The organism is Psychrobacter sp. 1Y10, assembly GCF_052259005.1.
GTDB classification, from domain to species: domain Bacteria; phylum Pseudomonadota; class Gammaproteobacteria; order Pseudomonadales; family Moraxellaceae; genus Psychrobacter; species Psychrobacter saeujeotis.
In genome coordinates this window covers 349,045-373,481 of the sequence record NZ_JBQQES010000002.1, presented here as the reverse complement: position 1 = coordinate 373,481, position 24,437 = coordinate 349,045, and the positions used below count along the sequence as shown (strand labels likewise).

Here is a 24,437-nt window from a genome sequence, read left to right as displayed (position 1 = left end):
GTGATAATAACTGGTCATAAAGGGTCGCTAAAGAGACTTGTTTATCATCGACGTCGCCCTTTATAATGGCTGGTTTTTTGATTTTAGTCAGAATCAGTATTTCTTTATTTTTGTACGTCTATATTACAGCTAGGTATTCATGATTGACCACACCCTCTATACGCTAAGTATGCTTATCGCAACAGCACTGTTAGCGTACGTGGTATTGTGGTCAGGATTACAAACCTTTAATGCCAATCCCAGTAAGCGCTTTATGCGCATTTGGCCAAAATTGGCATTATATTATGCCGCCTACACCATGCCGATCTGGGCACTACTGTTAATCATCGATCGAACACAAATCGTGACTTCAGTAGTGGCGCAGTTACCATTATCGCTAGTATTAATCGCATTAGTAGCTATGGGATTGTATTTTTATACGGTTATCGTGCAGCCCAATCGCTTGCGTATACATCGTCAGACGGTAGATATCGACTTAAAAGCAGCCATGACCGTAGCTGTATTAGCAGATTTACGTATTGGATTGTATAGTGGCAAACCGCGACACATACGCAAGCTTGTGGCGACAATTAACGAGCTATCGGTAGATGCGGTATTGATTACTGGCGATTGGCTTTATTATCCGGGAGCGGATTTGGTTGGGCAACTGATGCTTTTTAAAGGCATCAATAAGCCTGTTTATACCGTCATGAGCATCTCGGATTTACGTTATCAATCAATGAATACGACCAAGCAGGGTCAACCTTTATTAGAAGATACTTTGGCGTGTGCTTTTGATGTACTGGACATCACTTATATCGGTCAGCAATGCCGGTTGCTACCGCCAATTGCTACTTCCCTTGCTAAAAACATCACACCAAGTGCGCAACCAAAAAGCTCAAATCTGACACCGCAGGTTGCGATGCTGTGCGGCTGGCAGGATATGCCGTCATCTTATAAAGGCAAAAGTCAACAAGTTGATGGCAAGCAATCTGGTAAGAATCCCGTCGCAAAAACATCTCAGTTACCCAAACCGACTCAGAATGAGGCTACTGATAGCGACATTACCATGGTAGCTAACAAAGCGGAGCTGTGTACTGAAATTGAAGAATCGGTACTGCCAGTTATTATTCTTGCGTCACGCTTTGATAGTATTACGGATTTACCAAAAGCATTAAAGCCAAGGCCGTTATTGATTGCTGCAGCGGCAAAATCTGTAAAGTCTGGCGAAAAACTAAGCAACCTACCCAAGCCGCAACGCGCTAATAATGGTGCTAGTATCAAATCTACTATTTTTTCTTATGCAGGCTTCAATAATACGCGCGGATTGTATCAACATGCAAGCGCTCAAGTATTCGTCAGTAGTGGCATCGGTACGCGTGGGTTGCCATTTCGTCTCCGTCGTCCTACCATTGATGTATTGACGATTCGTTAAAAGTAAGTAAAAATTTTATCAAGATTGATACTGGTTGTTAAACATACTTCTATACTAAAAGATTTAAGTGTTTATTCTCTACAAATAATAGCCAATTGACGCTCAATTGTTAGTGAGTGACTAAATCAAAATATGCTACACTATCGAGCATTTATAACAGTAGTTAATAATATTTATTTAGCCAAACATTCATCACAATTGAGTGTTGAGCGAACCGCATTAATATGAAGCAGGACAGTAGTCCTTGCATACGACCTATCATGTGATAGCTTTAATCAAAGCTAAGACAATACAGTAAGGCACAGTTATGAGTACAGCATACGACGATATCAAAACCCGACTACAAGGCTCAATGGTAGCCCTAGTGACGCCCATGCATCCTGACGGTACGGTCGATTATAAACGTCTTGCCAAGCTTATAGACTGGCAGATTGAGCAAGGCACTCATTGTCTCGTTGCAGTTGGAACTACAGGTGAATCTGCGACTTTATCCATGCAAGAGCATAGTGATGTTATTTGCTACTTCGTCAAACATGTTAATGGCCGCGTACCAGTCATTGCTGGGACGGGCGCTAATAATACCATGGAGGCGATTAAGCTTACTCAAGATGCTAAAGAAGCTGGTGCAGACTGTGCGTTATTGGTCGCACCTTATTATAATAAGCCGCCTCAAGAAGGCCTGTATCAGCATTATAAGGCTATTGCCGAAGCCGTAGATATGCCGCAAATGCTTTACAATGTACCAGGTCGTACAGTCGTAGATATCGCCCAAGAAACCGTAGAGCGTCTAGCGGATATCGACAATATCGTGGCGATTAAAGATGCGACTGGCTCTGTGGAGCGCGGAGAGCAATTGATCAAAGCGGTCGGTGATAGAATGGTTGTCCTATCTGGCGATGATGGCACAGCGCTTGACTTGATGAAGGTGGGCGGTAAAGGTAATATTTCAGTGACTGCCAATGTCGCGCCTAAAGCAATGAGTGAAACCTTCTCAGCCGCTCTACGTGGGGATTTCGATACAGCGTATGCGCTACATGATGTCGTTAAGCACTTACATCGTGATTTATTTATTGAGTCGAGCCCTATTCCAGCAAAATATGCGTTACATAAGATGGGTATGATAGATACGGGTATACGTTTACCACTAGTATGGCTGGCCAAAGAGCACCATGCCACGATTGATACTGCCTTAGCACAGGCAAACTTATTATAAAAATCGACTAAAAGCCAATTATTGGATGCGGTGAATACAGTATTAACACCGTGTCTATAGAAGTGTCGATTGCTAACTCTGAGAGATGATATGATGAAAGCATCATTAACGACCCCAAAACTTCTGACCGCACTAGTGACTGTGGTGTTGAGCAGTACTTTAGTGTTAAGTGGCTGTCAGGCTACCAAAGAGCTACTTGGTAAGCGTGACAATGGCAGCTTAGAATATCAAGACAGCAAAAAGCTTGCGCCATTAGAGATGCCTGTCGCCCAAGAATCAGCACCGTTTGTACCTTTGTATCCAACACCGAATCTTGGCGCAAACACGCTCAAGCTACAGAATGAATCAGGCAAGCAGTATCGGCTACCAAAGCCTGAACGCGCGGTTCCAGTAACTGCTATCCCTGCTAATTAGTAATTTAGTCTTTTACGTATTATATTGCAGCCAATATTTTGGCCGTGGTTGCACGTTTTTATTACATAAGTTTGAATGAACAGGATGCTCTACCATGCAAAAGCAACAATTGCTCTATAAAGGCAAAGCCAAATCTGTCTACGAAACCGAGGACAATGATTTTTTAATCTTGCACTTTCGTGATGACACCTCAGCGCTTGATGGCAAACGTATTGAGCAATTGGCACGTAAGGGCGAAGTCAATAATCGCTTTAATACCTTTATTATGCAAAAGCTAAGCGATGCTGGCATCGAGACGCATTTTGAACAGCAGCTCTCTGGCGATGAAGTGCTGGTTAAGCGCATGGACATGTTGCCCGTTGAGTGCGTGGTGCGCAACTATGCTGCTGGCAGTCTGGTACGCCGCTTAGGGTTAGAAGAGGGGCAGGTATTGACGCCGCCAACTTTCGAGCTGTTTTATAAGGATGACGCGCTAGGCGACCCGATGGTCAACGAATCACTGGCCGTAACTTTAGGCTGGGCGAACGATGATCAGCTGGCAAAAATGAAAGAAATCAGTTATCAGGTCAATGAGGTCTTAAAAGACTTGTTTGACAAGGGCGATTTGATTTTGGTTGACTTTAAACTTGAGTTTGGCGTCTTTCATGACCGCATCGTTTTAGGTGATGAATTCTCACCAGATGGTTGTCGCATTTGGGACAAAGCGACCAAGAAAAAACTTGATAAAGACCGCTTCCGTCAATCTTTAGGTGATGTGATCGAAGGCTATGAAGAGGTCGCCCGCCGTATTGGGGTACCGATGGATTAAAGGTATCTATATGTTCAATAAAAACTGGGCCATGTGCTCAGTTTTTTTATGCTTACTGTTTACGCTTACTGATTAGTACTGTTGATAATCTACAACATAGTTGACAATAATTAATAGTCGTTATTAGATCAAATATTATAATGGCGTTTAAAATAAATACTCTAACAGAAAGGAGTTACGAAAATCGCTGTTAAATATTCCGAATAAAAATATAAAGGTTGAGAACAACCACATAATTGAAAAATAAAGTTTGTTTTGGTTTGGAGTCCAACCCCAAGAGCCGAGTCTCTCTGCCATACTAGCATTAGAGAATATGAGCCATCTGAACAATAAACAAATAAGAATATAAAGAGTAATCCATATAAGCATTCTACTACCTCACTTTTTGTATATATATCATATGTATAGGCTGTATAGGGAGCAGAACGGACAGACGTCTATTAGTCCTTACAACTATGAGATGTCATTGTCTTTACTAGGGTTTGAAAATATAATCTTATTATTTTTTCAAATGATAAAAGAACAGGGTAGATAATCTTTTTCATGTTAGCCCAAAAAGCTTATTTATCGATAATAGTTCATACAATACAGCTGAAACAGTTAGTTTTCAATGTATACCCTACAGAAGCCACATAAATGGACCACTTAAAACCAACTGCTAAAGGCAAACAGTCAGTACCAACCATCAAACTTCGCTAACGCACAGCTTTTATCCAGGTCAATGCAAACACAGCACAAACATTCCCAGCACAACGACCTTTTAGTTTTTATGCTAAGTTATTCATAAAAATAAAAAGGTCACCTCCATGCCCACGACACAAGAACAAATGACTAAAGCTACCATATTAATGCCTGATTGGTTCGCCCGCCCAACCTGCGTGGTGGCAGCAGATTTGATTGGCAAAATTTTATGTCGACAGATGACAGACACTGATGGCAACGTTAAAACGCTGCGTATGCGTGTTTCAGAAACTGAAGCTTATATTGGTGAAGACGATCCTGCTTGTCATTCGCATGCAGGTACTCGTACCTCACGTACTAAGATTATGTATGAGCAAGGGGGCGTATTTTACGTTTATCTGACGTATGGCGTGCATCATATGCTCAATCTCATCAGTGGATCTGCTGAGTCACCTGAATCGGTATTGATTCGCGCTGGGTTTTTATGTGAGGACAGTGATCGCTTAATTGAGGAGCAAGCGCTCAGTAAAGACAAACAGCTGAACCATATCAAACAGTTAGCAGGGCCAGGTAAGCTGACTAAGCGCTTACAAATTGATCGCGATTTGTACGGCGCGCCTATTGCCTTTGAGTCTGGCGTTTGGATTGAGGATGATGGTTGTCAGCCGCCATTAACATTACGTCCTCGTATTGGTATTGATTATGCTGGTGAGGCCAAAGACTGGCTACTGCGCTACGTGTGGACAGATCATCCGTCATTATCAAAAAAGTAAGGCATGCTAGCGCTTTGTATTATCTACATCAACACTCGGAGATTAACAAATGTATAAACTAACGGTTTTTATTCCAGATAGTGCTTTGGAATCAGTTAAAGCGGCGCTATTTGCCGCCGGTGCTGGTACTATTGGTAATTATGAGCAGTGCTGCTGGCAAGTGCAAGGGATGGGGCAGTTTATGCCGACTGCTGGCAGCAATCCGCACATTGGCGCACAGGATACGTTAGAGCAGGTGAGTGAGTGGCGCATTGAAATGGTGGTTAAAACATCAATCATCAAAGAGGTGATCAATGCATTAAAGCAGGCACACCCATATGAGACGCCTGCCTATGATGTGATAGAGGTGCTAGACTTTTAGTACGAGCAAGATTTGTACTTTTTGAGGTTAGTTCCTCTTAAAGCTAACTGTCTTTGGTTTTGAGGGTCTTTTTATGTTTTTTATAGATGTTGATGAGGTAAATTGTCATCAACAATATCTCCGTAAGCAATGTAGCTAGGAATGGCGCAACCGATGATAATAGCGTCTTATGATGATGGTCATAAAAAACGGCCAGATAAGACCAAAGTGGCTTATCTGACCGGCGGTACCAAAGGGTGGGTACCTAAATCGAAAGGATGCTCCAAGCTTATGAAAATCATCGCAAGCTTTAGTCATACAAGGCGTCTGTTAGTCACGCTCAAGTTTAATGACGTTTAAGTTAGGATAGCCTAAGATTACTTCATAGTCTTGACCACTATTGGTAGCTTCAATCTCAAAGACACCTTTGCCATTTTTTTCATCGATCTCGATATCTTCGACTTGATAGCCCATGTTGTTTAGCTTTTTTATAGCGCGCTGTTTAAACTTAGGGTAGCGTGACTCGTTTTTAATAGTTTCTTCGATGTCATTTTTATCATGGTGGTCGCCGTGATGTTTTCTATCATCCCAGATAATGGACCACTCTTTTTTGTCAGAGCTGATAAGCTTTAAGCCTGGATAAGTATATTTAAGCTTATAAGGCTGATTGTTCTTTTTAGCATAGACGTTGATACGCGAGTCTGATACTGGTTCGACATCCATCACATAGTAGCCACTTCGGCGCAAATCAGCGCGCAATTTACCAATATTCTTGCCAAAATTCTTATCTTTATAGATATGGTTATATCTGCCTTCATAGCGGTTGCCATCATGGTCGTATGCCATCGCTGTACCGCCAAGAGCGGTGCTAAGTAGGGCGGCACCTAGAAGGGATGCGGTCATCGTTTTTAAGGTAGTGCGGTTTTTTGTACTCATTATAGGTATCTTCTTTTTTATTACTATTTTTCAGTTAGTCAGTTGCATGGCGTTTTGATTTTATTTACCAAACAATTTTAGTTGTTAGCGTTCTTAGTCATTGGCATTCACCGATTTAGCCTTATTTATAACGTTGTTATTCAGCTAATCTATTAAGCTAATACTAATCAACAAAAATATTCTGAAATATTTTTTTACATTCACTATGGTAGGCGCCAAAACTTGATAGCAGATGTCGTTTTCGTTAATAAGTTGTAAGTAATTCTGATGCTTTCGTAAGAATACTACGCGTTTAGTGAGCATAATCTTGTAAACATTGTGATATCAAGCTAACGCTAAGACTGTTTAGAATAATAAAAGAACAAGTTATGCTGCTAAAACTTATTTTGTTCTCAGGGTTTGCTGGTATCACCGTATTTGTTGATGGTCTTTTGGCCAATGTGTTCAATCATCATGTTAAAGACAGTCCAGTTAAGTATGAAATCACTCATACGCTCATGTCGTTTTGTGCTGGTATTATTTTATCGGCGCTAGCATTGGTACTAGTACCAAAAGGAATGGAGACGCTTGACGTCTGGGGTGTAATAGGATCATTTTTAATGGGAGCCATACTGTTTATGCTCATCGATCGGCGTCTGGCCAGGTCGGGTGGTCAGCAGGCGACCTTACTTGCGATGATGATGGATTTTGTACCTGAGTCGATTGCGCTTGGAGCGGTATTTTCTATCGAGCCACAGATGGCGGCGCTACTAGCGGTCTTTATTGGTCTACAAAACTTACCAGAATCGTTCAACTCTTTTCGTGATTTGGTTCAAAGTGGCTTTAGTGTTAAAAAAACCTTATTGATATTTTTTGGTTTAAGCTTTTTTGGTATTATCTCAGCGCTCATCGGTCACTATTTACTGAGCTCATATCCAGATTTGACTGCCCATCTGATGATATTTGCTAGTGGCGGTATTTTATATCTGCTCATTCAAGATCTTATTCCTGAGAGTAAACTTGATCATCATTATTTGACATCATTGGGCGCTTGTCTCGGGTTTTTAGTGGGCATCATCGGTGAGATACTGATTTAATCTTGGTTATACTGCAGGGTATAGCGAGCTATTATAAGGAATATGCAGAATCGCTGTGTAAGCATATGCTTACAAGCAATGACGCTTACGCGACTTAACATGAAAGCAATAATTTGACACTATAGTCACACGGCATTAGGGAGTATGACTCAAGGATTGAGTTGACCGCATTAAGGATAATGATTCACTTGTTAGCATCAGGAAGATAATAATAAGTGGAGTAAGGATATATAACCTTTGCTGAGAGCAGCAGTATATGCTGTGATAGTCGTAGTAAAAAGGGCAGGATGCCTAGTATCACAACATACTGAATATTATGCAAGGATGTATAACAGTCAGTCGTGATAGGTAACATGGATAGTTAACAATAAAACCGCATAACAATAAATTGCTATGCGGTTTTATCGTGTCTAACGGTTAAGAAAATTCCATTTTACTAGAGTATAGCTATAGTAAGGAATTTTTTAACTTACTGGGCAATGAGATAAACGGGCTAAAAGCAAAACAGAACTACAATCAGAAATTATTTTTCTGGTCTATTAAGTACGTCTCTCAACGAGTTTATTAAGCAGATTGGTTGGACAGTACATAAGCTATTGACCATTAAAAAACCGCATAACGTTGATGCGGTTTTTTATTTTCTGATTAAGATACTTTAAATACTATTTATCTACTCTTTAGTAAAAAAATATCTTAGTATTTGTGTTCGCGGCGCCAATCGTCTACTTCGCGTTCAGCGTCATCTTTACTATGACCATAGCGTTCTTGTACACGGCCGACCAATTTATCACGGCTGCCTTCAATATGGGTAAGATCGTCATCAGTCAAATCGCCCCATTTTTGCTTAACAGCGCCTTTCATTTGGTTCCATTCGCCTTTTAGAGTATGTTCATTCATTATTATATTCCTTCTGTTGTTGAATTAATTTTTGAGACAATCATTCCATCTGTCTTTATTTAATATTTTATTCGTCGTACAGTTGTCATTGGTAGATACCAACAAGCCAACTGGTGATATCTAATATAGGTGCTAACAATTGCATTGTCTGTATATGCAATGTTTAGAGTGTTACTTCATTATGGTTGTCTGCATACCTTTGTTAGAAGCCCCTTATCTATGTAAAGAGTTCATGATTTTTCTTTAGATTGCGTAAGTACAATAAATAGTTTTTAAACGCATGAGCTGAGATATGCGATTTGATTAAAGACATATTAGCCAAATAAATATGCTTTGTTAAATATTCATTTATAGAGCTGCCGCTTAAATAGATATAATCTTATTGTTATAACAATAGCTACAATAACTACTAGAGTGTGCTCTTGCGTTAAAAATAATTGAAGCTATAAATATGATAGAACGAAATTTATATAGTCAGTTCAGGAGAGCGTTAACACAAAAAATGCGTATAAAAGTGCGATAAATCGTACGTTGAATGAATCTGACATCGTATTTGACTTCTATAGAGTGGATTATAGGTATAGAGTTGACGGTAGGGAAATCACAAGGAGCGTGCCATGAGTAACGAGCAAACCAAGACGAATGAGCAAACCCACTTTAGAACGTGCAATTTATGCGAAGCGATGTGCGGTATCGTCATCAAGCACGATGGTGAAAAAGTGTTATCGATTAAAGGCGATAAAGACGACCCATTCTCCCAAGGTTATATTTGCCCAAAAGCGACTGCCTTGCAAGACTTGCATGAAGACAATGATCGTCTGCGTCAGCCCGTTGAGAGAACTACTCACGGTTGGAAAGAGATTGGCTGGTCTGAGGCGCTAGATAAAGTTGCTGCTGGCATTCAGTCGGTACAGAAAAAACATGGCAAAAACGTCCTTGGTATTTATCTAGGCAATCCTAATGTCCATAATCTGGGCGGCATGCTGACCATTAAGCATTTACTTAGTAGTATAAAGACGCGCAGTCGTTTTTCTGCGACTTCCATCGACCAACTACCACACCATATCGTCAGTATGCATCTGTTTGGGCATATGCTGCGTATTCCTGTGCCCGACGTCAATCGTACCCAATATATGCTCATTATCGGCGGCAATCCGCTGGCGTCGAACGGCAGTATTATGACCGCGCCGAACATGCGTCAAAAGCTCAAAGACATTAAAGCCCGTGATGGCAAAGTGGTGGTCATTGATCCAAGACGCACCGAAACAGCGAATATTGCGAGCGAGCATCATTTTATTCGTCCAGCGACCGATGTTTTACTCTTGCTCGCCATGCTCAATGAAATCTATTTACAAGGTTATGCGGACAAAGCGCGCGCGAAAAATAATAGAGCGGTGAGCTTAGCGCCAGAGATTGATCGACTTGCAGACTTTGCTAAAGACTATAGCGCCGAATCCGTAGCTGATATTACTGGTATTGCTGCAAGTGAGATTAAACGTCTCGTCAAAGAGTTTTGTGAAGCCGAAAGTTCGGTCTGCTATGGGCGTATGGGCGTATCGGTACAAGCGTTTGGCTTATTAAGTCAGTATCTCATTATGGTCATTAATATTGTCACAGGTCGCTTAGATGAAATGGGTGGCTTGATGTTCCCTAATCCTGCAGTCGATGTGGTCAATAACTCAGGCCCAGGCTATCTTGGTAAACGCCATAGCCGCGTGAGTAATTTGCCTGATTTTAATGGCGATTATCCAGTGGTGGCGATGGCGGATGAGATGCTGGTAGAGGGCGCGGGGCAGTTAAAAGGATTTATGACTGTCGCTGGCAACCCTGTACTCAGCACGCCCAATGGTGAAAAATTAGATGAGGCTTTTGCCAGCTTGGATTTTATGGTTGTGATCGATTATTTTGTCACAGAAACCAGTCGTCATGCCGATATTATTTTGCCACCCGTATCGCCGCTAGAGCGTGACCATTATGATGTCACTTTCAACAATTTTGCTGTGCATAACGTAGCTAAATACTCAAAAGCCCTATTCCGTAAGAAAAAAAGTGCCAAACATGATTGGCAAATCTATTTAGAGCTGGCAAAGCGTTTAGATAAAAAAGCGCCGCTTACAACCAGAGTTGAGCGTCTGTTAGTAAAGGTTTTGGGTCCGAAATTTGTGCTCAATCAGGGTTTAAAGCGTGGGCCTTATAAAGGTCTTAATCTAAAAAAGTTGAAGAAAAATCCGCACGGGGTTGATTTAGGGCCGCTTAAAAAGATGTTGCCAGAAGCGTTAAAACATAAAGACAAGCAAATACATCTCAATGTGGACTTTTATCAAGCAGATTTAGAGCGCGTACAGGAGATGATGCAGGATTATGATGATGAGCAGGTTTTATTGATCGGTCGTCGCCATGTACGTAGTAACAATTCGTGGCTGCATAATAGCTATCGCTTGGTAAAAGGTAAGCCGCGCTGTACGCTCATGTTGCATCCAGAAACGGCCAAAGAATACGGTATCGAGGACGGTCAAAACGTCAAAGTTACCTCGCGCGTTGGCAGTGTGACTATCATCGCAGAAGTCACCGATGAGCTGATGCCAAGCGTGGTGAGCATCCCGCATGGTTGGGGTCACGGCCGTAAAGGCGTCAAACAAAAGATTGCGCAGGCGCATGCTGGTGTCAGTGTCAATGATTTGACGGATGATACGTTAATCGATCAGTTAAGTGGTAACGCAGCGGTCAACGGCGTACCGGTGCAGTTAGAAGCAATTAAGCCTGAAGTGTTTGATTTGGACACTACCGATTCAAGCGTTGATTCTGACATTAAACCTTCCGATATTGAATCAGGAAGTGCTGCATAAAATAAGTACAAAAACTATAACGTGCTACTGGTACAAATTTTCCTTGCTTATGTGCCTACGCAGACAGAGGCTACGCAAAATTTTTACCAGTAGTACTATGCTTATTTTATGGCAGATTAACTATACGAAAAGTAAATATGTATGGCTGGTGTAAGTGTTCTCTATTGAGCGTTTACACCTACAAAGTCAAAATCGACTGGCGGTGTCTCGCCTTGTATTAACAAACTAATCGCTTTGGCAGAACCACAAGCATGCGTCCAGCCAAGCGTGCCGTGACCCGTATTAAGCCATAAATTATCAAAACTAGCGCTTGTATTGTGACTACCATGACGGACGTGACCCTTATGCGCGCGTCCTATTAAGGGTACGTTTGATGGGGTCATCGGTCGCAGCCCCGTCCAATATTGCACAGAGTTAGCAATGATGCCTTTTGGGAATAACTGCTGTACACGGCGCGTGATGGCTTGGCAGCGTATAGTATTTAAGTCTAAATTATAGCCGTTAAATTCTGCTGTGCCCGCAACGCGCAATTTATCGCCAAGGCGTGAGGTCACAAGCTTAAACTCATCATCAATGAGACTGACAAAGGGTGCTAGATGCGGGGCGCGGGGATTGACCTGATAAGTGGCTGAGTAGCCTTTAGCCGGGAAGATCGGTAGATGAATATTAAGTGGCTTCATCAAGGCGATACTATAGCTACCAAGTGCCAACACATGGCTGTCTGCACTAAAAGTTTGTACATTTTCGCCTTTAGGACGGATATTGATGCTATGGATATGCGGGCGACTAGAGTGGGCGTCAGCGTTTAATGCCAGTACCTCGGTGTCATATAAAAACTGTATGCCAGCATTAGCGCAGCGCTCAGCTAAGCGCTGGGTAAATAGATGGGCATTACCCGATTCATCGCGGCTGGTATAAGTAGCGCCTTTGAGCTTATGGGCAATAGGATAGAGCGCGGGCTCCAGACTGGCCGCATTATTAATGTCAATGATATGACGCTCACAGCCTAGCGCTTGCATACGCTCTGTTGGCGCAATAGCAACGTCAAACTCAGCTTGATCGGTATAAAAATGCATGATACCGCGCTTTTGCTGCTCGTAATCGATACCAATATCAGCACGTAGCTGCTGCAAAGATTCTCGTGAATATAGTCCCAAACGCACCATCTGTATCAGATTGGCATCGGCTCTATCTGCACGGCACTCTTGCAAAAACTGCATCGCCCACCTAAGCTGCGCTTTGTCAGCTCGCAGACGATACAGTAGTGGCGCGTCTTCTTTAAATAGCCACTTAAGCGCTTTCATTGGAGTAGTAGGATTGGCCCAAGGGGTCGCATGCGAAACCGATATCTGCCCGCCATTGGCAAACGACGTCTGCATTCCCGCTGCAGATTCACGCTCGATGACAGTCACATCATAGCCAGCTTGGCGAAGATACCATGCGGTGGTCACGCCCACCACGCCTGCTCCGAGTACCGCAATATGGGTCATGAGTAAAATCTCTTAGTGACTGTTTTAGCTGCTTGTTGGGCAGTTTACTGCGGTTTGGACCACGCTACTTTGGACGTGCGACATCAGCTTGAAGTGCTGTTGGCAACTCCAATAGGGTGAGGTCGCTATCATCAAGATGGGCTGGACGTGCAACGACTAGCGCTTCAAAGCCATCATTGGTAGCAATGGCATTGACCACTTGGATCTTATCAAGCTTATCCCCTGCTGCTGGCGCGTCACCTGTCCCGCTAACATAGTGCAAAAACGCCTTGGGCGCCGCTTTAAAGTAAATGCGAGCGATGACCTCTTGACCCAAATAGCAGCCTTTGTCGTAGTCCATACCACCGCGCTGATGCAGACGCAGCTCTTGCGGCTGAAACTCACCCTGCGTTGCCGCCACGATCCAATAGTTGCCAGTAGCAATACTTCGCTGCATCCAAGCTTGAGTATCTTCTGCTGTATTATGCTCATCCTTATGGCTAAAGGTTGGCTCATCAGCGAGCACACAAGGATAAATGGCTGTTGCTGCACTGGTCTCAAACTTCGAAAACGCTCCAAATTTCTTTAAATGTGCCTGTAAAGCGTCTACACAATCAGCGCTAGTCACCACGTCATAATGTTTTTCGTCTTGTTTTTTAATCCAAAGTCCAAATTCAATCCGCCCTTTTAAGTTGCTAAGGGCAGTTGGCTGATAGCTAAGACCAAGCTTGGTCACATCACAAGTTAATTGTCCTTGTAAGAATTTTTCAGCATCTTCACCTTGGATAGTTAATTGAGAAAACTGCGGCAAAGTCGAGACGTCGGTAGATTGAGTCATTGTTATTATCCTTCTAATAAGAGCTTACTTATGAATAACTGGGTCTTAGATATAAGGAACAAAAGAAGCAAATTGGCGCTTTTATCCCCTATTAGACAAGCGAATACAAAATTAAATGAGGTTGAAGAGTACCATAAAAAGCACTGTCATAAGAAACGCTATGGTTAAGGTTTAGATTGGGCGCAGTGCCCAATTTTCAACCGTACAAATTGGTTAAAGCAAGCGAGTTACGGTACAATGTTATCTCTAGTCTGGGGTCTAGGCTAAGTCTAGAATAAACCTACATGATGATGGCTGCCGAGGAAATAATGAGCTTACCCAATTGTCCAAAATGTGATGCTGAATATACGTACGAAGATGGTGCGTTACTGGTATGCCCTATGTGTGCTCATGAATGGACGGCAGCTGAGACTGACGCGGCTGAGGCAGAGGCGCAAGACGCGGTCATTCGCGATGCTGTCGGCAACGAGCTACAAGATGGCGATGCCGTGACCGTCATCAAAGACTTAAAAGTTAAAGGCTCATCCATCGTTATCAAAGTAGGCACCAAGGCAAAAAGCATTCGCTTGTTGCCAGATGCGAGCGATGGCCACGATATTGACTGTAAACTTGATGGCTATGGCCCCATGAAGCTTAAATCCTCAGTCGTTAAAAAGGCTTGAGACGATAAGTTTAACCAACAAGTTCAATAATATTTAAGTGAAAGATTTTACTTTTAATAAAACAATAGAGAATAACCATGAGCACTAAAAACGAACAACTATTTGCGCAAGCTCGCAAACATATTCCAGGCGGTGTCAACTCACCCGTCCGCGCTTTTGCAGGGGTAGGTGGTACGCCCATCTTTATGCACCGTGCTAATGGCAGCAAAATCTACGACACCGAAGACAATGCCTATATTGATTATGTTGGCTCATGGGGGCCAATGATCTTGGGTCATGCGCACCCAAAAGTGATCGATGCGGTCAAAAAAGCCGCTGATGATGGGTTAAGCTTTGGGACACCAACACCGTTTGAAACCACGGTTGCCGATAAGATTTGTGACATCGTACCCAGCGTTGAGATGATTCGTATGACCAGCTCTGGTACAGAAGCGACCATGAGTGCGATTCGTCTGGCGCGTGGTTATACGCAGCGTGACAAAATCGTCAAGTTTGAAGGCTGCTACCATGGCCATTCAGACAGTCTGCTAGTGAAGGCAGGCTCAGGAATGCTGGATATTGGTGAGCCAACCTCAAAAGGCGTGCCAGCAGATTTCGCTAAGCATACCATCACCATTCCTTATAATGATCCACAAGCGATTAAAGACTGCTTTGAGAAATGGGGTGATGAGATTGCTTGCGTTATCCTAGAACCAATCGCTGGCAACATGAACATGGTTATCCCAACCCAAGAGTTCCATGATACCTTGCGTGCTGAGTGTACCGCTAATGACGCAGTACTTATCTTTGATGAAGTGATGACAGGCTTTCGCGTTGGCCTTGGTGGCGCCCAGGCGCACTTCGGTATCGATCCTGACTTGACTTGTTTTGGTAAAATCATCGGTGCAGGCTTGCCCGTTGGTGCTTTTGGTGGCAAAAAAGAAATCATGTCTTGTATCGCGCCACTTGGCGGTGTCTATCAAGCGGGTACGTTGTCAGGCAATCCGCTAGCGATGCGTGCTGGTATCGCGATGTTTGAAGACTTAACGGCAGACGGCTTCTATGATGAATTATCAGCGAAAGTAGACAAGCTCGTTGATGGCTTTCAAGCGGCAGCTGACAAGCATGGTATTAATCTGCGTACCAATAAATTGGGCGGCATGTTTGGTATGTTCTTTGTTCGAGACAATGAGACGACTGTACCTCAGAACTTTGATGATGTGACAGAGTGCGATATGGACGTGTTTAACACTTTTTTCCATGGTATGTTAGATCGCGGTATTTATTTGGCACCGTCTGCTTATGAAGCAGGTTTTATGTCTATTAAGCATAGCGATACAGATATCGAAGACTCGATCAAAGCGGCCGATGAGATATTTGCCCAAATGGCTAAAGCGTAATTAGACAGTTCTAGCTTTAAGCACTTAAAATAGAAAACCAGCCATCGCGCTGGTTTTTTTGTGGCTAATTTTTATTGTACTTTGTGAATGATTGGCTCTTACTTTAAGTCGCGTTCACCATAAAAAGTGAGTAGAAGCCAGAGAAAATCATGCTCTACTCATTTGTAAAACAGAGAATAAACTGTGCTATTCTGAGACTAATAGTGACAACCAAGCAAGGATGCTAACTGATGAATACCAGTTCTGAAAACAATGCCCCCAGTAGTACCGTCCCTCCATTATGGCAAGCCGCGTATGAAAGATATGAACTAAGAAACAATCTAAATGTGTTAGAAGATAAGCATAACCTACTAGATTTGTTACAACCAAAGATTGAGCAGCATAGCGATTCTGTGGCTTTTAGTATGGGTCCTGCCACGCTGAGTTTTGCGCAATTAGATATCGCTAGTCGCCGCTTTGCCGCCTTTTTACAAGCACAAGGCATCCATAAAGGCGATCGTATCGCTGTCCAACTGCCCAATATCTTGCAGTATGCCGTGGTTTTGCTCGGCTGTTTGCGGGCAGGAGCGGTACTGGTCAATGTCAATCCTATGTATACCCACTATGAGTTGGCCCATCAGCTGACAGATGCTCAAGCTTGTGGTCTTATCATCCTAGATGGTATGGCCTCAGCCTATGAGCAGTTGAATGATGACATCAGGGCGCAACTAAAATGGGTTGTGAGATGTTCTATCGACCCCAACGCTCCATCCACTGACAATGATATCGCGTTATTAAGTCAGATCAGCGCCAAGCAAGCCGACAACTCGTCTATAACCAAATCAGCGGCAGCTAATACGTTAGACTCAAAGGACCACATAACGTTTGCGCACATCTTACAATCGCAGCGCGAGCAAGACTTTAAAGACGTCACTATCGAGCGTGAAGATTTGGCATTATTACAGTATACAGGGGGCACGACTGGTAAGCCAAAAGGCGCTATGTTGACTCACTATAATGTCATGGCCAATGTCTGTCAGTGTTATGCGATGTTTGGCAGTGCGATTGAAGCGGGTCGTCGCGAGCAAATTAAGATACTCAACCCGTTGCCGCTCTATCACATCTTCTCTTTTACCGTTTGCGGCTTGCTGGGTATTTATGGCGGCTGGGAGGATATATTGGTCACCAACCCACGCGATATCGATGGTCTAGTCAAGACCATTGAACAGCATCGTCCACATGTCATTCCATCGGTCAATACCTTGTTTATCGGTATGTTGCATCATCCAAAGTTTGCCAGCCTTGATTTTAGTCGCTTGGCGCTATCTATCGGTGGCGGTACAGCGATTATTAAAGCGGTCTCTGATCAATGGCAACAAGTCACTGGCATGATAATTAATGAAGGGTACGGCATGTCTGAGACTTCTCCTGTTATCTCTTTTAACCCACCTGGTATTAGTAGTTTTAATGGTAGCGTTGGTCTGCCATTAGCCATGATGGATATCAAAATCATTGATGAAAATGACTCAGCATGTGCGATTGGCGAGCCTGGAGAGGTAGGCATAAAAGGCCCACAAGTGATGCGCGGCTATTGGCAACAAGATAATACCAACACCTTTACTAAAGATGGCTATTTTAAATCAGGTGATATCGGAATAATGGATGAAGAAGGGTTTTTAACGCTCGTCGATCGCAAAAAAGACATGATACTAGTCTCAGGGTTTAACGTTTATCCTAATGAAGTAGAAGCTGCGTTGACTGAGCATCCAAAAGTGCTTGAAGTAGCGGTGATTGGTATTGCTGATGAGCATAGTGGCGAGGTGCCAAAAGCCTTTGTGGTCAAAAAAGAGGCAAGCTTGAGCGTAGAGGAATTACAAGCTTTTGCAAGCGAGCGTCTGACAGGTTATAAACGCCCGCAGTCATACGAGTTTATCGATGAATTACCTAAGACGGCGGTAGGTAAGATACTGCGTAAGTCTTTACGTTAGTAGTATGAATAAACTACTTTCGTCCGATTTTATCAAATTTACGATCTTTTAAGCTTAAGTTGCCGCGTAGAACGTCACTATACATACGAAAGTCGCTGACGAAGCTTTTTAGTGGGAATTTAAAAGAGGCGGGCTTATTTTTTTCAAAGAAAAAATGTCCAACCCAGGCGCAGGCATATCCTGCAGCAATACCTTTGAGTAATGGTTTCGGCGAGCGCGTCTTGACCGATTTTGCCAGTCCTAATAGACCAAAACTGCTACCAGCAAAATGCAGACGTCGGCACATAACGTTTTGATGTTCATTTAAATAAAAATCGTAAAATCCTTGCTCAGAGACAGGGTCTACTTTGGTGATATCCGTACCAACAATTGCAGTTTTTATCTCTGTGTTGGCAGTAGCCCGAGATTGAGTACGCGTAGATTGATTCATTTTGGCAGCTTCCTTTGCTTATTATTTGGACTAACAGAGAACTATCAATACTTGGTGACTACATCAATAGAGGAGGATCAATAATGCAATGCAACAATGAACTGGACACCAAGATAGAAGTTACAGTTATTAATAATTATTCTAAATTATCAATGTTACTGGTTAATAATATGACTTATTTAGAATGTAGCAAAGGGTTATAATGAACACAAGTTATTGAATGTACCTTAATAGAAATGCTTTAATAGCAAAACTTGTCTGCGACATTACGATAAAATTTAAGGCTTGAAAACTTAGTATCCAAGGCAAGTATTATTTATTACAACACTTGCGGTTACTACTATATTCTTATACACCATCCTACAGGATAACGATTTTTCCTATGCTCAATCCTATGCTTAATAATGACATTATAGATTCGCCACTCGCTGATGATGAACTGATGGCGGCCATCGATATCGGTTCGAACAGCTTTCATTTAGCTATTGCTCGTCTTGATCATGGTGAAGTGCGAAAAGTAGTCTCTATGTCCGAAAAAGTACAGCTGGCAGCAGGATTAGATGAACATAATATCTTAAGCGCTGCTGCTGAAAAGCGAGGTCTAGAATGTCTTAGCCGCTTCGTTGCACGCCTTGACTCAGTCTCTCCTTCGCGCATACGTGTCGTTGCGACAAATGCGCTGCGCCAAGCAAAAAATGCCAATGATTTTATAAAGCGGGCCAATGAAATACTACCCAAGCCAATTGAAATCATCTCTGGACGTGAAGAGGCGCGACTGATATATCTTGGTGTTTCTCACACCAATGCCAGTAGTGATAAGCGCTTGGTTATTGATATCGGTGGTGGCTCCACTGAATTTATTATTGGAAAAGGTTTCGATCCATTGTTGACCGAAAGCTTACAGATGGGCTGTGTGGCCTTTACAAAGAAGTTTTTTGTAGATGGACAAATCACCAAAGAGAATTTTAATCGTGCTATCGTTGCGGCCCGCAAAGAAGTACTGGCTATTAATGGTCAGTATCAAAAGACAGGCTGGAGTAGTGTGGTTGGCTCTAGTGGTACGATTAAAGCCGTGCGTAATGTGCTGGTATCTAAAGGTTGGTCAGATGAGCAAGAGCGCGTCACTTATCAAGGGGTCAAGAAGTTAGAAAAACTGCTCATTAAAATCAGTGATGTAAATGACATCGAGTTAGAAGGGGTGAAAGAGCACCGTAAGGCAGTATTTCCAGCAGGCGTAGCCGTACTACGTGCTACCATGAAAGTGCTTGGTATTGAGACTATCGTTTACTCTGATGGCGCGCTACGAGAAGGGGTGATGTATGACATGCTTGGACGCTTGGCTAGTGAGGATGTCCGTGATCGTAGTGTGCTTGCATTAATCAAACGCTATTCAGTGGACAAAAAACAAGCCAGACAAGTGGTTAGAACCAGCCGCCATCTGTTCAAACAAGTTAAAGATGACTTGCAATTGACCAATGATGATGCTGACGTATTGAGACGGGCAGCATATTTGCACGAGATCGGTCTTGCGATTAGCCATAGCAGCTATCATAAGCACAGTGCATATTTGCTTGAATACTCGGACATTCCGGGGTTTTCGCAAGTCGACCAAAAGCGTATGGCACAGCTGATGCTTAACCATAGACGCAAGCTTAAGAGCGATATGCTTGAGCAAACGTGTAACATTGGCGGTGATGATTTGGTTTATCTATGCTTACTACTAAGGCTTGCGGTCTTAGCGCATCGTAGCCGTAGTGAGTATGATCTACCCGACATGCGCCTTGTCATCACTGATACCAACTGCTGGCAACTTACTGTCAGTACCGACAAAAAACATTATGCATTTTTATTTTCAGACCTTTATGTAGAGATTGAGCAGTTTGCAAAATGGGGTATTAAGCTCAGTGTTATCGAAGCTACGGCATCCGCTTAGCTAATAGGCTTTGGTTAGGCCAGTCAGCCAAATATTTACATTACAAAAGCATTGTTAAATGCCACAGTATATAAACTGTGCTACTATAAGTTTTATTGAGTTTACAACTGTACTTTATTTAGCCTCAAATAAATCATGACACGTAGTATCATATAAATTATACAAAACGATAGAAAGGAAACGTCTATGAGTACCGTCTGGGATAGCGTTCAGCTTGCACGGCATGCCAAACGTCCATTATTTATGGACTATGTTAATCAGCTGTTTACAGAGTTTGATGTATTGCATGGTGATCGTGCCTATGCCGATGACAAAGCAATTGTAGGTGGATTGGCCCGTTTGGATGGTATGCCAGTCATGGTCATTGGACAACATCGTGGTCGTAGTACGCGTGAGCGCATTGCTCATAACTTTGGTATGGCAAACCCTGAGGGTTATCGTAAAGTCATACGTTTGGTAAAGATGGCGGAGCGTTTTAATATTCCCGTAATGACCTTTGTCGACACGCAAGGTGCATACCCTGGTATTGGTGCCGAAGAGCGTGGGCAAGCGCAAGCGATAGCAGAGAGCATTGCTGTATTCTCAAGTTTAAAAGCCCCTATTATTGTTACTATCATTGGTGAAGGCGGCTCAGGCGGTGCATTGGCCATTGGGGTCGGTGACAAAGTAAATATGCTACAAAACAGTATTTATTCCGTTATTTCTCCTGAAGGCTGTGCCTCAATCTTATGGAAAACGGCAGAAAAAGCGAAAGACGCCAGTGAAGCTTTGAAGTTGAATGCAGATAACTTGTATCAACTGGGACTGATTGATGCGGTCATCGAAGAAGGGGAAGGCGCGCACATTCATCCCCAGCCAGTGATGAATTCTCTTAAAGCGCTACTGCTTGAACAGCTTAATGAGATCAAAGACATGGATGCAGACGCTCGTTGTGAGCAGCGCTATGAAAAGCTCAAGACCTTCAATTCAGAAGTCATGTTGCCTTGTTAGGTATATAATATAAGGCTGATCTGATATTACTCTTGTTCGATGACATGCTTTTGGTCCTAGACGGTTACTCTTAGCGATAGACTAAAAAGTGATAGAATAAAAACGCGCTACTTGATAGCGCGTTTTTTCGTTTTTAACTTTACTCATATAAGATTGATTATGACTAGTAGCGCCATTTTACAGTATCCTATCAAGCCAGTAGACCAATTGCCGATCGATGATAATCTAGCAGAAGCGTTATTGGTTAGCATGGCTGAATATGGTGGTCAATTACATGGCCGGCGTATTTGGTTGGCTTGTAGTGGTGGCCGAGACTCGTTGGCATTGGCCGCGCTATGTGTACAGTTATATCGACTGGGTAAATTGCCGTTTTTGCCGCAATTGTTGCATGTCAATCACGGACTGCAAGCAGATAGTAGTTATTGGTCAGAGCATGTCGCTAGCTGGGCACACATTCAGCAGCTACCGTGTCAGGTATTAATGGCAAAAGTAGACGGTCATGATGAGCAAGCAGCGCGACTAGCACGTTATCATGTGATGCGTGCCCATATTAACCAAGACGATGTGCTACTCTTGGGCCATCATGCTGATGATCAAGCTGAGACGGTACTCATGCGCTTGATTCAAGGGGCGGGGGTGAATGGCTTGTCAGGTATGCAGGCGTGGCGAGAGCAGTCACAAAGCGCACAACGCAACATACTGTGGCGGCCTTGGTTATCGGTACGCCGCTCTATCATTAGTCACTATGCTCAGCAGTTAGAGCTGCCGTATATCGATGACCCTACCAATGACAGCGGCGATAATATGCGTAGTGGGCTGCGCCGCGATATCATGCCAGCACTTGCTACGTATAACTCGAATGTTATTGATAACATTGCTCGCAGTGCGCAGCTACTCGCGGATGCTCAGGCTATCGTGAGCGATCAAGCCGCACAAGACTTGCAGCAGACCGCTATTATTCCGTTGAATTGTCCACCAGCGCAACGTGTGCTAAATATCGATAAACTGCACTTATTGCCTATCTATCGTCAACGCCAACTCATACATACTTGGCTCACGCAAGATGAGCCATTGCCACCGTCCAAGCAGCTTGTCGATGATGCCTTAAGTTTAACTGAACGTAATGATCACAACCATCAAACCCAATTAGACTGGCAGGGCAGTAAGCAGACTTATACTATCCGCCGTTATCGTCAGCAGCTATATCGTCTTAGCAGTAGTTGGCTTGCATGGCTAGCGCTACCACTTACTGCACACACCCAAACGTTACCTTGTTTAAGCTTGCCTCAAAAACATGCCATGATGGTGACGTTACGCACAGGCAAAGGTGCCAATTGGCAATTAAAAATCGCGCTCAATACGTTGATACACTTTATAAATGATAGATTTATCAGCGATAATATTATAAGCGATAAAGATAAGATTGAGCTGACGTTTACACCATTAGGGCGGCAGCAGCGCGTTCAAACCACGCTAGCCACTCGTCCGCAAGCGGGCAAAAAACTCTATCAAACACTTGGCGTGCCTGTTTGGCTGCGTGATAGCTTGGTGGTTGTTAGTATTGTCTTCGCTCATAAAGATGAAGCGTTACCGTTATTGCTAGTATCGCCATTTGAAAGTTGGGTGCTAGGGACTGATAAATCGTTGGAAAACGTTAAAAATGATAGTGGTTTCTTAGCTAGTGCTATCAAAAATATCTTAAGCATATAGCCAGTATGCAATAAAATCGTTACGTTAATCGGTTTTTGAGGTGATTGGACTACAGATAAATTTCTTTAATGCTCGTGGCAGTATGGTAGACTAAGTGTCATTTTAGATGTCATGATATACGTTTGAAAACTATACCTTTGGATACTTTGCGTTTTGTTAGTGAGGAATAATAATGTCAGTACTCGACAATAAAAAAATCAGCTTTATCGGTGGCGGAAACATGGCGCAAGCTTTGATAAGTGGGCTTATTGCCTGCGGTGTCAAACCTGAGCTAATCACCGTATCAGCACCTAGCGCTGAGACACGTCAGCAGTTTGCAGATCAAAAGATGAATACGGTTGATGCAAGTGTAGACCCAAAGGCTGCGATCATTGATGCTGACGTCGTCGTCTTAGCGGTAAAACCTCAAGTCATGAATAAAGTTGTCAGCGCTTTTGCTGATGCCTTAGACAACCAATTAGTGATATCAGTGGCAGCAGGGTTATCGACTGATGACCTCTCTAGTATGCTTGGTGGCTACCCTAATGTCGTACGTGCCATGCCCAATACGCCCTCCAAAATACAGATGGGGGCAACTGGGTTGTATGCATCCGCTGACCTTGACGAGTCGCAAAAGCAGTTGGCAACGGCGGTGATGGAAGCGTCAGGTCTGGCTATGTGGGTAGATGATGAGACACATATGCATGCTGTAACGGCCGTTTCTGGTTCTGCACCAGCCTATGTGTTTTATTTTATTGAATCAATGATTGATGGCGCCGTGGCGCTCGGTCTGGACAAAGAGCAAGCCTCAGCTCTAGCTATGCAGACGGTACTAGGTGCAGCTAAAATGACTATCGAGAGTGATGATAGTCCAAGTGAGCTACGCCGTAAAGTCATGTCACCGAATGGCACCACACAAGCCGCTATCGAATCTATGCAAAGTAATGAGATTGGTCGCCAAATCGGCGAGGCCATGCAAGCTTGTTACGACCGTAGTCAAGCGCTTAGTACAGAAAATAAATAAGAATTTAGCCCAGTAAAATTCTCCTTTAATACAAATAAGCCACCATCTTAAAAATATTTATTCGTGGCACATTGAGTAGCGTTTTATGAACAACACGTTGTTGCAAATTTTTGACTTAGTGACTACCTTCGCTATGATGCTAGTATTTATCCGTTTTATGCTGCAGTTTGCTGGAATGGATGAGAGAAACCCTATGATTGCGCCTGCTTATAAGGCCACGCGCATTGTAGATACGTTTGGGCGTATTTTTCCGACAGTTGCGCAAGGGCGTATCAGTATTGCGGCCATTGTATTGATGTTTTTAATCCGTCTCGTTGATATCTCTGGCAAAGCGGCGCTGATGCATAAAGGTATTGCACCTGCGCCGTTGTTTTTTGCTGGTACCACCAGTTTGGTTTTAGACTTTTTGCGCATGTGTCGCTATTTGGTCATTGGTTCTATTATCGTAAGTTGGATTGTGGTATTTACCCGATCTGAGCACCCGATCATTGGTATTATTATTAATTTAGCTGAACCTATCTTAGCGCCGTTTCGCCGCATTACACCAAATTTAGGCATGCTTGATTTATCACCGATGGTTGCCTTTATTGCCTTTCTTTTACTCGAGATGTTTATCGGCGGTTTGGCCTCAAGCTTTATGCCGATGTTAGGCTAAGCT

Annotated in this window: 21 protein-coding genes; 16 read left to right on the top strand and 5 right to left on the bottom strand. The window is 43.2% G+C overall.

Annotated features, from left to right (window positions below; genetic code table 11):
- Positions 1-139: 139 nt before the first annotated feature.
- The 6 genes from ACTXGH_RS04595 (at position 140) to ACTXGH_RS04570 (ending at position 5,664) form a co-directional block, all read left to right on the top strand.
- Positions 140-1,414 carry a hypothetical protein gene (locus ACTXGH_RS04595; protein ID WP_439297103.1) on the top strand — a complete coding sequence of 425 codons (1,275 nt, stop codon included), beginning with the start codon at positions 140-142 and terminating at the stop codon, positions 1,412-1,414.
- 307 nt (positions 1,415-1,721) lie between these two features.
- Complete coding sequence (gene dapA, locus ACTXGH_RS04590) at positions 1,722-2,627, top strand: 4-hydroxy-tetrahydrodipicolinate synthase (protein ID WP_439297104.1); 906 nt, start codon at positions 1,722-1,724, stop codon at positions 2,625-2,627.
- 90 nt (positions 2,628-2,717) lie between these two features.
- Positions 2,718-3,041 (top strand): hypothetical protein, encoded by a 324-nt coding sequence (locus ACTXGH_RS04585; RefSeq protein ID WP_439297105.1) that lies wholly within the window; start codon positions 2,718-2,720, stop codon positions 3,039-3,041.
- 94 nt (positions 3,042-3,135) lie between these two features.
- Entirely contained in the window at positions 3,136-3,849 is a 714-nt protein-coding gene (purC, locus tag ACTXGH_RS04580; protein ID WP_439297106.1) for a phosphoribosylaminoimidazolesuccinocarboxamide synthase, read from the top strand.
- Between the two features lie 806 nt (positions 3,850-4,655).
- Positions 4,656-5,303 carry a DNA-3-methyladenine glycosylase gene (locus ACTXGH_RS04575; RefSeq protein WP_439297107.1) on the top strand — a complete coding sequence of 216 codons (648 nt, stop codon included), beginning with the start codon at positions 4,656-4,658 and terminating at the stop codon, positions 5,301-5,303.
- 49 nt (positions 5,304-5,352) lie between these two features.
- Positions 5,353-5,664: a YqfO family protein gene (locus ACTXGH_RS04570; protein WP_439262330.1), complete on the top strand. Its 312-nt coding sequence runs from the start codon at positions 5,353-5,355 to the stop codon at positions 5,662-5,664.
- 309 nt (positions 5,665-5,973) lie between these two features.
- On the opposite strand, the gene ACTXGH_RS04565 is transcribed toward ACTXGH_RS04570, so the two are convergent.
- Positions 5,974-6,579: a hypothetical protein gene (locus tag ACTXGH_RS04565; RefSeq protein ID WP_439297108.1), complete on the bottom strand. Its 606-nt coding sequence runs from the start codon at positions 6,577-6,579 to the stop codon at positions 5,974-5,976.
- Positions 6,580-6,947: 368 nt separating this feature from the next.
- On the opposite strand from ACTXGH_RS04565, the gene ACTXGH_RS04560 reads away from it, so the two are divergent.
- On the top strand, positions 6,948-7,655 hold the full coding sequence (locus ACTXGH_RS04560; RefSeq protein WP_439297109.1) for a ZIP family metal transporter: 708 nt from the start codon (positions 6,948-6,950) through the stop codon (positions 7,653-7,655).
- A 693-nt stretch (positions 7,656-8,348) separates the two neighbouring features.
- On the opposite strand, the gene ACTXGH_RS04555 is transcribed toward ACTXGH_RS04560, so the two are convergent.
- On the bottom strand, positions 8,349-8,552 hold the full coding sequence (locus tag ACTXGH_RS04555) for a CsbD family protein (RefSeq protein WP_299218560.1): 204 nt from the start codon (positions 8,550-8,552) through the stop codon (positions 8,349-8,351).
- A gap of 617 nt (positions 8,553-9,169) precedes the next feature.
- Between ACTXGH_RS04555 and ACTXGH_RS04550 the strand changes: the two genes are divergently transcribed.
- On the top strand, positions 9,170-11,398 hold the full coding sequence (locus tag ACTXGH_RS04550; RefSeq protein WP_439297110.1) for a molybdopterin oxidoreductase family protein: 2,229 nt from the start codon (positions 9,170-9,172) through the stop codon (positions 11,396-11,398).
- Positions 11,399-11,559: 161 nt separating this feature from the next.
- On the opposite strand, the gene ACTXGH_RS04545 is transcribed toward ACTXGH_RS04550, so the two are convergent.
- Both ACTXGH_RS04545 and ygfZ read right to left on the bottom strand, forming a co-directional pair.
- Positions 11,560-12,888 (bottom strand): D-amino acid dehydrogenase, encoded by a 1,329-nt coding sequence (locus ACTXGH_RS04545; protein WP_439297111.1) that lies wholly within the window; start codon positions 12,886-12,888, stop codon positions 11,560-11,562.
- Between the two features lie 64 nt (positions 12,889-12,952).
- Positions 12,953-13,705, bottom strand: a complete 753-nt coding sequence (gene ygfZ / locus ACTXGH_RS04540) for a CAF17-like 4Fe-4S cluster assembly/insertion protein YgfZ (RefSeq protein ID WP_439262320.1) — start codon at positions 13,703-13,705, stop codon at positions 12,953-12,955.
- Positions 13,706-14,013: 308 nt separating this feature from the next.
- On the opposite strand from ygfZ, the gene ACTXGH_RS04535 reads away from it, so the two are divergent.
- The 3 genes from ACTXGH_RS04535 (at position 14,014) to ACTXGH_RS04525 (ending at position 17,713) form a co-directional block, all read left to right on the top strand.
- Complete coding sequence (locus tag ACTXGH_RS04535) at positions 14,014-14,367, top strand: zinc ribbon domain-containing protein YjdM (protein WP_299186065.1); 354 nt, start codon at positions 14,014-14,016, stop codon at positions 14,365-14,367.
- A 77-nt stretch (positions 14,368-14,444) separates the two neighbouring features.
- Complete coding sequence (hemL, locus tag ACTXGH_RS04530) at positions 14,445-15,746, top strand: glutamate-1-semialdehyde 2,1-aminomutase (RefSeq protein ID WP_439262318.1); 1,302 nt, start codon at positions 14,445-14,447, stop codon at positions 15,744-15,746.
- 230 nt (positions 15,747-15,976) lie between these two features.
- A complete protein-coding gene (locus ACTXGH_RS04525) occupies positions 15,977-17,713 on the top strand; it encodes an AMP-binding protein (protein WP_439297112.1) in 1,737 nt (578 codons plus the stop codon).
- Positions 17,714-17,726: 13 nt separating this feature from the next.
- On the opposite strand, the gene ACTXGH_RS04520 is transcribed toward ACTXGH_RS04525, so the two are convergent.
- Positions 17,727-18,143 (bottom strand): Mpo1-like protein, encoded by a 417-nt coding sequence (locus ACTXGH_RS04520; RefSeq protein WP_439297113.1) that lies wholly within the window; start codon positions 18,141-18,143, stop codon positions 17,727-17,729.
- Positions 18,144-18,525: 382 nt separating this feature from the next.
- On the opposite strand from ACTXGH_RS04520, the gene ppx reads away from it, so the two are divergent.
- The 5 genes from ppx (at position 18,526) to ACTXGH_RS04495 (ending at position 24,434) form a co-directional block, all read left to right on the top strand.
- Entirely contained in the window at positions 18,526-20,076 is a 1,551-nt protein-coding gene (ppx, locus tag ACTXGH_RS04515; protein WP_439297114.1) for an exopolyphosphatase, read from the top strand.
- Positions 20,077-20,262: 186 nt separating this feature from the next.
- Complete coding sequence (locus ACTXGH_RS04510; protein ID WP_439262310.1) at positions 20,263-21,066, top strand: acetyl-CoA carboxylase carboxyltransferase subunit alpha; 804 nt, start codon at positions 20,263-20,265, stop codon at positions 21,064-21,066.
- Positions 21,067-21,225: 159 nt separating this feature from the next.
- Positions 21,226-22,776: a tRNA lysidine(34) synthetase TilS gene (tilS, locus tag ACTXGH_RS04505; RefSeq protein ID WP_439297115.1), complete on the top strand. Its 1,551-nt coding sequence runs from the start codon at positions 21,226-21,228 to the stop codon at positions 22,774-22,776.
- Between the two features lie 172 nt (positions 22,777-22,948).
- On the top strand, positions 22,949-23,779 hold the full coding sequence (gene proC / locus ACTXGH_RS04500) for a pyrroline-5-carboxylate reductase (protein WP_439297116.1): 831 nt from the start codon (positions 22,949-22,951) through the stop codon (positions 23,777-23,779).
- Between the two features lie 85 nt (positions 23,780-23,864).
- Entirely contained in the window at positions 23,865-24,434 is a 570-nt protein-coding gene (locus tag ACTXGH_RS04495) for a YggT family protein (RefSeq protein WP_439262306.1), read from the top strand.
- Positions 24,435-24,437 lie beyond the last annotated feature (3 nt).